We start from the raw sequence: 12453 nt of genomic DNA on the forward strand, positions 1-12453 counted from the left end.
CACTTTCGTAATAAATATTCTTAAAAAAACCATTTATCTTCAATGGAAGCTTATTTAAAAATAATCAATAAAAAAGCCCGGATCTCACCCGGGCCGCTAGCAATAGCAAATTTACAAGGAATAATATTAAAAAATATATGCTAGTTTAAATTTTCAAAATAATGGATAACACCTACTTCAGGCAGAAGAAGTGGATCCTTATTAAAATCAGACGCCTGATTCTTGCTGTTTTCCAGGAAAGAATTACTGAAAAGAGCATAAGAAGGCTGCTCTGCCACTCCGTTTTTCAAAAGCTGATGGGCCTCCACAATGGTTTTCCCATATAATTTTCTGAAGTTTCCAATATTGTATTGTGAAAAAGATCCATAATGAACAATAAATTTAAGACCCAGATCAATTTTTGTGCTTAGACTCTTACTCAGCTCCTCTATCTTTCTGTTGAAGGCACTTCTCATTTTCCAAAGCATCCCGGAAATACTTTGGTATGAAGGATTCTCATCATAACGGTAAAATAAAATGGCATCGCCCTCAATCTCGGAAATTTCAAAATACTGATCATTCACATCAATCAGTGTAGACAATAGCTGTCTTACAATATACTCGCCTGTGTACAACTTTGTATTGAACACAAATTCTGTAAATCCGCTGAAATCCGGAATAAGAATGATCCCCTCTTGTATATTTGTTTTCATAGTGATAATGGATTAAAAATCTGCTTCATCATTAGAGACGAAGCAGATTCAATTTTACTTTATTGCCACCCGCCTCCTACAGAACGGTAGAGAGATGTTATTGCATTCAGTCTCTGGGTTTTCAAAGATGCCAAATCCAATTCTGCCTGAAGCTTATTCGTTTGAGCCATGATTACCTCTACATAAGTCGCTGAATTATATTTAAATAACAGATCAGCTTTCTTCACTGCTTCCCCGGATTTCAATGCCAGTCTTTCCGCAATTTTCTGCTGTTCTTCCAGCTTTTGGATCTGAACCAGCGCATCAGAAACCTCTCCTACTGCTTTCAAAACAGACTGTTTAAAGTTAATTTCTGCCTGATCTGCCAATACTTTAGACTGCTCATACTGTGTCTTCAGCTGTTTTCCATTCAAAATAGGCTGTGCGACAGCTCCTGCTATCATCCCGAACAGTGAACCCGGAACACTGAACCATTTGCTGATCTGGAAAGCATTTACTCCGCCCTGCGCTGTAATATTCAGTGAAGGATACATACTCATTTTCGCCACATGGATTGCTGCTGCACTTTTTCTTACCTCAAGTTCTGCGGTTTTAATGTCTGGTCTGTAACTCAATAATTCTGAAGGAATTCCTGCTGCAATATGATCCGGAGACTGCACATTATTCAGGCTTGCACTTCTTTCAATTTTTCCGGGCATTGAACCGGTGAGCAGGCTCAAAGCATTTTCCTGGGTTGCCACAGAACTTTCAATGGCCGGAATTGATTTCAGAATCTGGTCTTTCACAATTTCCTGCTGCTGTACAGCCAAAGCCGTTACCAGCCCAAGTTCCTGTTGTTTGGTCAGAAATTTCAGCGTATTGTCAGCATACACAAGATTGGATTTTGTAATTTCCAATTGCGTATCCAACATCAGCAGGTTATAATATCCTTGTACAACAGCAGATACTACTTGTGTTTTCACCGCCTTTGCGGCTTCCTGTGTTTTAAGATATTCTGTTAAAGCCTGTTCTTTTCTCCCTTTAATCTTACCCCAAATATCTGCTTCCCATGAAAAACTAAGAGAGGTTGTATAATCTTCCATATACCTTTTCCCCATGAACTGTCCGGCCATCATTCCGTTCATACTGTTGTCTGAAGGACGGTTGATATTGGCATTGGCAGATGCGCTGATCGTTGGAATATTGGCCCATTTACTTTGGGTATACGCTAATGATGCAAATTCGATCTGTTTTAAAGCTACCTGAAGATCATTATTCTGTACGATTGCTTTATCAATCAATCCTACCAAAACCGGATCTTTGAAAAAATCTTTATAGCTGATTTTAGCAATATTTTCATCTTGTTTTACAACAATACTGTCGTTTCTAAAGGCTTCCGGCATTTTCACTTCCTGCTGCTCATATTTCTGAACTTTACAGGAAATTGCGGTCCCTGAAATCAATGCGATATATGCTATATTTTTAATTTTCATTTTTAAAATCATTTGAATTAATATTCCCAATCTGCATCGGTTATTACTCTTCCGTTGATTCTCTCATGCAAAGCCTGGAATACCACGAAAAGAACCGGAACCACAAAAATTCCTAAGATCGTTCCGAAAAGCATCCCTGAAATTGCTGCATATCCGATAGAATGGTTACCCATCGCCGAAGGTCCTACTACGGATAACAAAGGAATCAATCCTGTTATAAATGCCAGGGAAGTCATCAGAATAGGGCGCAGACGGGCTTTCGCACCTTCCACAGCGGAAGCAATAAGACTTTTCCCAGCTCTGCGTCTCTGAATCGCAAACTCTACGATCAGGATACCATTCTTCGCCAAAAGCCCGATCAGCATTACCAAAGCAATCTGAACATAAATATTATTAGACAATTCTGCGAATGTTATCCCAACAAAGACTCCTGAAAGTCCCACCGGAATTGCAATCAATACCGCCAATGGAAGGATATAACTTTCATACTGTGCAGATAAAAGGAAGAATACAAACACAATACATAATCCAAAAATCATGACTGACTGTGAGCTGGAACCTGCTTCTTCACGACTCATCCCTTTATAGTCATAAGTATATCCCGGAGGAAGCACCTGCTTACTTACTTCTTCAACAGCCGCCATTGCCTGCCCCGTACTGTATCCCGGAGCTGCCATTACCGTTAAGTTGGATGAGTTGAAAAGATTGAAACGGTCTACCACTTCAGCTCCTGTTACCTGCTTCAGACTAACCAGCGTATTGACAGGAACCATCTGTCCTAAATTATTTTTAACGAAAATTCCGTTCAGGGATTCTTTGTCCTGTCTTGTTTCCGGAGTAGATTGTACCAATACTCTGTAATATTTCCCGAACCTGTTGAAATCCGAAGCCTGAATACTTCCGTAATATCCCTGCATCACTCCCAGTACATCAGAAACGTTTACTCCAAGCTGGGCAGACTTCACCTCATCGACAAGCACTTCAAACTGAGGATAGGTAACATCGAAAGTGGTAAATGCTACTGCAACTTCCGGTCTCTGCATCAAAGCTCCCATCATTCCATAGGAGATATTTCCTAAATTCTGTAGTTCTCCGTTGGTACGGTCCTGAAGCACCAGCTCCATTCCACTCGTATTTCCGAAACCATCTACCGTTGGGGTATTGATCACAAGGAAATTGGCTCTTTTATCCTGAGAAAGCATACCCTGTGTCTGTCCGATAATATCATTGATGTTATTAACAGCTCCTCTCTCGCCTCCTTTTTTCAATTTAACGAAAATAGAAGCGGCTGAAGATGACATGGAACCACTGAATAAGTTCAATCCGTCTACTGAAATGACTTTATCTACAGCAGGATTTTTCATCAACAAATCTTCTGTATCAGAAACTACTTTTGAAGTTCTGTCCTTTGACGCTCCCGGAGCAAGATTAGCAGTTACGATAATGAAACTCTGGTCTTCATCAGGGATAAATCCTTTAGGTGTTGTCATAGACATCCACGCGAACAATCCACCAAAAGCCACAATCATGATCAAAGCGACCCATTTTCTTTTTAACAGGAATAAAACAGCTTTACCATAACGGAACGTCAGTTTATTGAAGCTCGCATTGAATCCTGCAAAGAAACGGTCTTTGAAATTCATTTTTTCATGCGTTCCCGGATGATGTTGTTTTAAGAATAAAGCACATAATGCCGGGCTCAGCGTCAATGCATTTACTGCTGAAATTACAATCGCAATTGCCAGTGTCAATGCAAACTGCTGATAGAATAATCCTGTAGAACCACTCATAAAGGCCACCGGAACGAATACCGCAGACATAATCAATGTAATGGAAACAATGGCTCCTGTGATCTCACTCATTGCTGACATGGTAGCGGCTCTCGGATTCAGTTTTTTATGTTCCATTTTAGCGTGAACCGCCTCTACGACGACAATTGCGTCATCCACCACAATCCCAATGGCTAATACCAAAGCAAACAATGTCAAAATATTAATAGAAAATCCGAACACTTTCATAAAGAAGAACGTCCCTATAATAGATACCGGAACTGCAATGGCCGGAATCAATGTTGAACGGAAATCCTGAAGGAAGATATACACTACGATGAACACCAAAATAAATGCTTCTATCAAGGTATGAATCACCTGTTCTATGGACTGATCCAGCGCGTCTTTTGTAGCATAAGGAATTTCATAATTCATTCCTGCAGGGAAGGATTTTTCCAGCTCTTTCATTCTTTCCTGAAGAGCGATCTGCACTTCATTGGCATTAGACCCCGCCATCTGGAAGATCGCCATCGTTACGGAAGCTTTTTTATTATAATTGGAAGAAACCGTGTAACTGTAAGCCCCGAATTCTACTTTGGCAATATCTTTTAATTTTAAAACAGAACCATCATTCAACGCTTTAATGGTGATATTTTCATACTGTTCCGGCTCTGTAAATTTTCCTTTATAACGAAGTACATATTCCATGACCTCTTTACTTCTTTCTCCTAATCTTCCGGGTGCTGCTTCCAGGTTTTGCGTCTGAATAGCCCGGGAAACATCAGATGGCGTAAGGTTGTACGAGGTCAGTTTATTCGGATCCAGCCAGATACGCATGGAGTAATCTTTATTTCCATATACCATCGCATCTCCTACTCCTTTTACCCTTTTCAGCTCCGGTACGATATTGATCTTGGCATAGTTTTCAAGGAAAAGATCATTCATGGAGCCATCTTTACTGGTCAGGGAAACCATCGCAATCATACTGTTCTGTCTTTTCACAGTGGTGATTCCCGCCTGGATAACTTCTGCAGGAAGCTGATTGGTTACCTGCGCCACTCTGTTCTGAACGTTAATCGCCGCCTGATCGGGATCTGTTCCCAATTTAAAAATAACAGTGATACTTAATGTCCCGTCATTACTCGCTGTAGAAGTAATATAGTCCATATTTTCCACTCCATTGATGGCGTTTTCCAACGGTGGTGCTACCGATCTCGCAATCGTTTCAGCATTGGCTCCCGGATAAGCAGCCGTCACCATAACGGTAGGAGGCGCAATGTCCGGAAATTTGGTAATCGGAAGGCTCACCATACCTACAATCCCCAGAATAACAAGCAATACGGAAATTACCGTTGCCAGTACGGGTCTTTTTATAATTTTCTTTAACATGATTTCTTCTTACGATTTTTTCTGTTGAGCATTTTTCTTTTGTGCCACGACAGGAGTTCCCGGCTGCAATCTGTCAAAACCGCTGGTGATATATTCATCCCCTGCTTTCAGTCCTTTAGCTACAATGAAGTTATCGCCGGCTTTTCCATTCACTTCAACAGGAAGCATTGCTGCTTTCCCACCCTGAATAGTAAACACAAACACTTTATCCTGAATGGTTCTGGTAGAAGCAATCGGAAGTAAAACAACATTACTGTAGAACTGATCCAATACGATTTTACCCGTATTTCCACTTCTTAAAAGATTGTTGGGATTGCTGAATTTCGCTCGTAAAGTAATAGATCCGGTCGTTTTATTGAACTGTCCTTCCACAGCATCAATCTTTCCCGTCTCAGCATATTTTTCACCGCCTGAAAGCAACAACGTTACTGTCGGAGTATTTTTGATCACCTCATCAATGCTGCTTCCTGCATACTGCTTTTGGAAATTATTAAAATCATTTTCACTCAAGCTGAAGTAAGTATATACCTGATGAATGTCTGACAATAAAGTAATAGGATCCTGGTTACCCGGAGTCATCAAGCTTCCAAGACGGTAATTGAATCTTCCGATAAATCCGCTTACCGGAGCTTTGATCGTAGAGAAATTAAGATTGATTTTTGCAGATTCAATGGTAGAACTAGATTGGCTTACCGCTCCTCTTGCACCATTATAAGCAGCTTCTGCTTCTTTCACCTGAATTTCTGAAACCATTTTGTTTCTGAACAGTTCTTTTTTCCTGTCCAGATCAATTTTAGAAGTTGAAAGATTAGCCTGAGCTGTAATCAAAGCTGCCTGAGCACTTTTCAGCTGCTCGCGGAAGACCTGATCTTCAATTTTGAACAAAGGCTGACCTGCTCTCACAAAGTCTCCTTCATCTACATAAATTTTGCTTAAATATCCTGTTACCTGAGGTCTTATTTCCACATTGGAAACTCCCTCGATAGATGCTGCATATTCTCTGGAAACTGAAGCGTCTCCCTGTATTACTTTTGCAACCGGTAATTCCGGCGCCTGCTGCTGATATCCTTGGTTTTGATTATTTTTCCTACATCCTGATAAAGCGATCAAAGTGAGGAAAAGTAAAGTCGATTTTTGAATAAAAAATCTTTGCATAACAATAGTCCTTTTAAATTTTCCGCACAAAAATCGAACGAAAAAAATTCAATAAGATTATTCGAAAAACTCCTTGTTTTGTCAAAAAGACTCCTTATTTTAAAAAACATGAGAAATATCATTCATAGACAACACAAATGACAATGTTCAGTATTTTAAATCAAAATTATAGCTTGAATTTGGTTAAAAGACGTCTTAAAACCATAAATCACTGATTATCAATACAAGTCATCCTTCCTGTATTCCAAAGGAGACCTCCCTACATGTTTTTTGAAAAATTTACTGAAAGACGCCTGATCCGAAAACTTCAATTGTGACGCCACTTCACCAATATTCAAGTTGGGATTTCTTAGCAGTAATCTGGCTTCTACCGCCAGAACCTGATGAATAATCTCGCGTGGAGATTTAAATACGGTTTTATTAATGACTTTTGTAAGGTATTTACGGCTGATAAAAAGCTTATCTGCATAGAACTGAACATTATGTTCTTCTTTGAAATGATCCTGAACCAGCTTAAAAAAGCTGGTGGTGAGCTCATCTTCTCTATTGGTTACCGAATGAGGCTTCTCTATCTTTTTAAAATAATTATCAATCTCGTAGATCACCAGTGAAAAATGGTGCCAGATCATCTCATTAAAATAATAATTATCTTTTTCTTTATTGTTCAAAGCCTTAAGCTCATCAAGATGGAAATTCAGTTTCCTGTACACGTCCGGCTCATTTCTGATGATGTGTGTAGGATCTGATGACAGGCTTTTCAGAACATTATTTGATTTATAATTAAAACCTGCATCAGAAATAAAATCCAGCGAAAAGAATATGTATTTGCCATCATAATCTTCAGCAATTTCATCCAGCCAAAAAGTTTCTAACATTGGGCAAAAGACGATATCACCCTTGGAGACTTTATAACTCTTATCATCCAATCTAAAGGTAACGCCCCCTTTCTGTATCATAAAAATACAGAAATAGTCAGAACGGTAAGGCATATTGGGCTTTATGACGTAATTGGCCCTATCAATTTCCATGACGACAAATTCTTTGATCCTGAGATCAAATTCCACCTGCTGCAACACTTCATCGAAAGTTAATTGCGAAACAAAATCAGGTTTTAGCTGGGATTTTTTAGACATTGGAAAAAAATTAAAACACGAAGATAGTCATTAAGGTGAAAACACTGAGAAGCCCAATAAGTGAATGTATTTCTTTGCTAAACAGTCACAATCAACTCTTTATCGTATCCATTGTATTTTTCATCAATATAGCCGTGAGGGTTGCAGATAACTTCTGTTTCTCCGATCTTATATCTGCACGGGGTGTGAATATGTCCATGAATCCAGTACAGCGGCTTATATTCTGTAATAAAATCTTCGAGGTCGGAGGCATAGGCAGAAGTTAATGGATCTTCTTTATATTGCTCCGGAACAGATTGTATGCTGGGCGCATGATGAGTAACGACTATATTTTTAAGCCCTTTTGAATTCTCAAGACTTTCTGTCAGCCATTGTTTTGAAAACTGATGTATCTTAAAGGTATCCATCGTTCTCATTTTCGAATAGGAAGGATCTCTTCTGATCATTTTATAGTCATTCATCTTCGGCTGGCAAAGCATTCCGTACTGAACAGGATTCCCAAAGATGGAAAAATCTGTCCATAAAGTGGCACCATGAAAACGAATACCATCAATATCTACAAATGAATTCTCCAAAACAAATATATTGGAATTCAGCGCTGCATCTTTAATCTTGTTCAGTGTTTTAGGATAGGAACCTTTATAATATTCATGATTACCCAAAACATAAACAACAGGCTTAGTGGGAATTACATCTTTAATCCATTCAATTCCTTTGGTTCCCAAATTGATATCACCTGCCAACACAACAATATCCGATTGATCAAAACATAATTCCGTACTTCCAAATTCCCGGTGAAGATCGCTGATGACCTGTATTTTCATGATGTTTAGTAAAAGAACAAAGATAGTGAAGGGAAGTGAAAAGGCAAAAAAAGAACCGACACCTAAGCACCGATTCTTTCGTCATATAGTTTGTGTATTTTTAAGGCCGCTTATGATGAAACGACAACTTCCGCCTGCTTCACTTTTAAGCTTTTTAATATGAAATAGAATAACATTCCGAGAGCTAACAGAGCATAACCGATCAAAATAATCAGGTTCAGGCTTCCCACTGATAATTCTGAAGGAAAGATCTGGCTCATTAACGTCATGAATGACAGTCCAATTCCGGCTCCCAAAAAGTAACTTGTAGAGCTCAAACTTGATGCCAGTCCGTAATGTGCAGGTTCAACATCCTGAATCCCCATTACTGAAAGGGCGGTAAAGCAAAACGTCATTCCTACTCCTGAGATACATGCTGCACCCAGCAAAACTACAGCTAGCGGATGTCCTATGTAAACGGAGATCAACAGTGACAACCCTCCCATCAGCATAAATAACCATCCCAATACTCCCATTTGAGAAGAGCTCAAACGTTTTGATACCTGGGGGAGAATAAATTTAGCTGTTAGGGCTGATATGATACTGAAGGGAACAAGCATCAATCCTGCTGAAGCAGCGCTATGTCCCATATCTTTCTGAAGCATTAATGAAATCAGGAATAAAAACCCGATAAAGAATGCCCCCAGCACAAAGAATGCTCCGTTGGAAACGACCAAGGATCTATGCTTAAACAGTTTTAAATCGACCAAAGGCTCAGCAACGGATTTTAATCGGTAATAAACCATAACGAGAAGTACTAATGCCAGAACTAAAGAACCTATCACCAGGAAAGGCTGTTCTTTAATATGTACCAATTCGTGTGTTCCGTAAGTAAGACTTAAAAGCCCAAGCACCATCAATATTCCGGAAACCATATCTGTTTTCTGTGCGGTTTCATTTTTCTCATCTGCAGGCAGATAGTAGTAAGACAGCACCAATGTTATTAAAAGAATAGGAACATTGATCAGGAAAACCCAGTGCCAGCTCAGGTAAGTACTGATAATTCCTCCTACCGAAAGCCCGCTTCCTGATCCAATAGCAGCAAATGAGCTGAAAATTCCGATAGCGTGGTTTCTTTCCTGCTCGCCTCTGAATGTATTGGTCACGATGGATAATGCTGACGGCATCACCAATGCAGCTCCCAATCCCTGTAAAGCACGGAATATTGCCAATACTTCAAAGTTTTGCGATAATCCTGCTCCCAGTGAAGTCAGCATAAAAATCAGGGCTCCCCATAAAAACATTTTCTTTCTTCCTATCTGATCTGAAAGTTTTCCTCCAATGATCAGAAACCCTCCAAAGAACAGAACATATAGGGTCTGAAGCCATTGAACAGTTTCTGCACCTATCTGAAACTGCTGCTGAATAGAAGGAATTGTTAAATTAATAATGGCAATATCCAAAGCCTCTACAAACGTCCCAACTGATGCTAAAATTAATATTACATTCTTCCTTGTATCCATATATTCAAATTTCCTGCAAAATTAGAATTAACAGAACGTATATAAAAATTTAAACTTAAATTTGGAACAATATTTAAAATAAAACTAATTTAAAAGAACAAAACACCTGATACACTGAATAACAATCTATAAAAACAGAACAAAATGGCAACTGAAAATTATATTCCCGACGAAAAAGACCTGTCTATCCTTCGTCTTCTTCAAAAAGATGCGAAAATGAGTGTCCGTGACATTTCAGCAAGAATCAATCTGAGCCCCACCCCTACTCACGAACGTATCAAACGTATGGAAAAACAGGGAATCATTAAAGAATATACTGCTGTTGTAGACCGTAAAAAGGTCAATAAAGGAATGATGGTCATCTGTATGATCGCCCTGAATGTTCATAACAAAAAAACAGCTGGAAAATTCATTGAGGAAGTCAGTAAACTGAAGGAAGTTGTAGAATTTTATAATATCAGCGGTGATTTTGATTTCATGTTGAAAATTCTCGCTCCCAACATGGATGAATTCCACGAGTTTTTCGTGAACAAATTATCAGAAATCGAAGGGATAGGTCAGACCAAGAGTATTTTTGTGATGAGCAGCATTAAGGAAAGTGCCCAGATTGTTTAAATCAAGAAATAAAAAAACTGTCTCAAAAGTCAAATTATTTAACTTTTGAGACAGTCTCTCTATTATTTTAAGCCGGATTAATCTGGCTGTGTTTATTTCCAGTAGTTCCAGACTGATCCGTCAAATATTGCCAGGGTCTTGCTGATTGTATCATAGCAGATCATACCCGGATAGGGATTTTTTACGTTAAGATGCGGTGTTGCTACTTTTGGAAGAATCATTGCTTTATCCTGAGATTCGAGGACCAATACTCCATCAGCAGCAGTTGCTGCCTCTCCCATAATAACTCCTTTACCTGATTCTGCAGAATTATTGACGATAACCGCACTTGAATTACCGGCATCGGACCAAGATTTCCATGTGTCATTTTCGTAGACTTTTACTTTATTATCTGTAACATCAAAGATCAGTGTTCCATTTACCAAAGTCCCTTTAGGAAGTCCGGATGTTGCGGGAAGAATCAAGCCTTTTGTATTTCCGGGCACATTATCAAAGTCCAATACAGTATTTTTCCCATCCACCGTCTGCTTGCCAATAGCTATCTGAGCAAAAAATGAGTTAAAAACAATCAGAGCAGCTGCTATACTTATATTTCTTATATTTTTCATATTCTTTAATCGGTTAAATTAATCATTGCAGCTTCTTTGTACACATTTCCATTCGGTACCGTTATAAAGCTTCACACATTTATCCTGGATATCATATAAAAGCATTCCTTCTTTCGGCTCTGCAATCGCATCACCGGGCTGTGGAATCTGGCTTACATGCTGTACTCTGGTCATGACAAAACCTTTATTTTTAGATTCCATCGCTAAAAATCCATTAGGTATATTTTCAGGCCATGCCGTATTCTTTTGCTGTACGGTAATCCCGAACTTGGTATATCCATCGGGCGTTCCGGCAGCTCCCGGTTTGGTACAAAATCCATCGATCTCATCAATAATAGCCGGAGCATTCCCACAGCTTGTTTTATCTTCAGACAGGCCTTCAGGCCAAAGATTCGGGCACATTGCTTTTGTTGCATTAGGTCCACAGAAACTGGAGTTTCCCATTCCCAATCCTGTTACAGATCCCATGGCAATGGCTACAATCTGACTGTCATCACTAATGATAGAAGCTCCTCCACCTCCACTTACGTCTGCTTTTGCAATACAGTACGCTTTTCCGGTAGGAATTCCGATATATTCAACTGACGGATAGGTAGTAGACTGCTGGGTAAATGTTCCGCATATTTCTACGACACTGTTTGTTCCCAACTCAATGACTGAAGTTGTTCCGGGATAAAAACCTCCAAAGGTTGGATCTTCCTGAATAACCGATCCTACCAGTGATAAAAATGATTTGGTTCCTAATTTAATTTTCGAATTTTTCTGAGATCCGAAAGTTCCCACCTTCACTGTCCCTGTAGACTGAACACTTGTTCCATCACCAATTTCCAAAATCCCATCCACCTGTATACTGTTAGACTGCAGCTGTCCGGACTGAATGATAAGTGTTGCCCCATTTGGGATACTGATATTCGTACTTACACTAAGGCTGCCATTAAGGCAATAGGTATTTCCACTAGTCATCGCCTGCCCTGCGTAAGGAATACATTGAGCGTAGGCTACCACATTGAAAGCCAGCATTAATAAAAAAATGACTTTTTTATTAATATTTAAAAAAAATAAGTTATTCATTTGTATTTGTAACACTTTAACAGATTATTGTCATTTTATTGAAAAATATTTAAATTTTCAATATCACCGACGGACTATTAAACAATTAACATACCAAACACGTGTTTAATTTTTTCATAATCATAGAATGCTTTACTAGAATGCGTATTTCAAAGACAATCAGACAGACACACAAAACACTGTGTTACATAACATTAAACCTTTAATAAATCATTTACAATCA

10 protein-coding genes are annotated in these 12453 nt (G+C 39.0%); 1 reads left to right on the plus strand and 9 read right to left on the minus strand.

Annotated elements, in window-relative coordinates; all coding sequences use genetic code 11:
- Positions 1–140: 140 nt before the first annotated feature.
- From DBR39_RS12020 to DBR39_RS12050, 7 genes are all read right to left on the minus strand, one after another.
- Positions 141–692 carry a DUF2652 domain-containing protein gene (locus DBR39_RS12020; RefSeq protein ID WP_124533389.1) on the minus strand — a complete coding sequence of 184 codons (552 nt, stop codon included), beginning with the start codon at positions 690–692 and terminating at the stop codon, positions 141–143.
- 59 nt (positions 693–751) lie between these two features.
- Positions 752–2164: an efflux transporter outer membrane subunit gene (locus DBR39_RS12025; protein ID WP_228447825.1), complete on the minus strand. Its 1413-nt coding sequence runs from the start codon at positions 2162–2164 to the stop codon at positions 752–754.
- A gap of 17 nt (positions 2165–2181) precedes the next feature.
- A complete protein-coding gene (locus tag DBR39_RS12030; RefSeq protein ID WP_124533393.1) occupies positions 2182–5322 on the minus strand; it encodes an efflux RND transporter permease subunit in 3141 nt (1046 codons plus the stop codon).
- 9 nt (positions 5323–5331) lie between these two features.
- On the minus strand, positions 5332–6477 hold the full coding sequence (locus tag DBR39_RS12035; protein ID WP_124533395.1) for an efflux RND transporter periplasmic adaptor subunit: 1146 nt from the start codon (positions 6475–6477) through the stop codon (positions 5332–5334).
- 218 nt (positions 6478–6695) lie between these two features.
- Positions 6696–7610 (minus strand): helix-turn-helix domain-containing protein, encoded by a 915-nt coding sequence (locus tag DBR39_RS12040; RefSeq protein WP_124533397.1) that lies wholly within the window; start codon positions 7608–7610, stop codon positions 6696–6698.
- 77 nt (positions 7611–7687) lie between these two features.
- Positions 7688–8434, minus strand: a complete 747-nt coding sequence (locus DBR39_RS12045) for a metallophosphoesterase (protein WP_124533399.1) — start codon at positions 8432–8434, stop codon at positions 7688–7690.
- A 110-nt stretch (positions 8435–8544) separates the two neighbouring features.
- Entirely contained in the window at positions 8545–9936 is a 1392-nt protein-coding gene (locus DBR39_RS12050; RefSeq protein ID WP_124533401.1) for an MFS transporter, read from the minus strand.
- 144 nt (positions 9937–10080) lie between these two features.
- On the opposite strand from DBR39_RS12050, the gene DBR39_RS12055 reads away from it, so the two are divergent.
- Positions 10081–10551: an Lrp/AsnC family transcriptional regulator gene (locus DBR39_RS12055; protein ID WP_103234178.1), complete on the plus strand. Its 471-nt coding sequence runs from the start codon at positions 10081–10083 to the stop codon at positions 10549–10551.
- A 92-nt stretch (positions 10552–10643) separates the two neighbouring features.
- Here DBR39_RS12055 and DBR39_RS12060 read toward each other — a convergent pair whose 3' ends face one another.
- Together DBR39_RS12060 and DBR39_RS12065 are read right to left on the minus strand one after the other, a co-directional pair.
- Positions 10644–11159, minus strand: coding sequence for a hypothetical protein (locus DBR39_RS12060; protein ID WP_124533403.1), 516 nt, complete (start codon positions 11157–11159; stop codon positions 10644–10646).
- A gap of 18 nt (positions 11160–11177) precedes the next feature.
- Entirely contained in the window at positions 11178–12230 is a 1053-nt protein-coding gene (locus DBR39_RS12065) for a hypothetical protein (RefSeq protein ID WP_124533404.1), read from the minus strand.
- Between the last annotated feature and the right edge of the window lie 223 nt (positions 12231–12453).

This window comes from Chryseobacterium sp. KBW03, from assembly GCF_003852415.1.
Lineage (GTDB): Bacteria > Bacteroidota > Bacteroidia > Flavobacteriales > Weeksellaceae > Chryseobacterium > Chryseobacterium viscerum.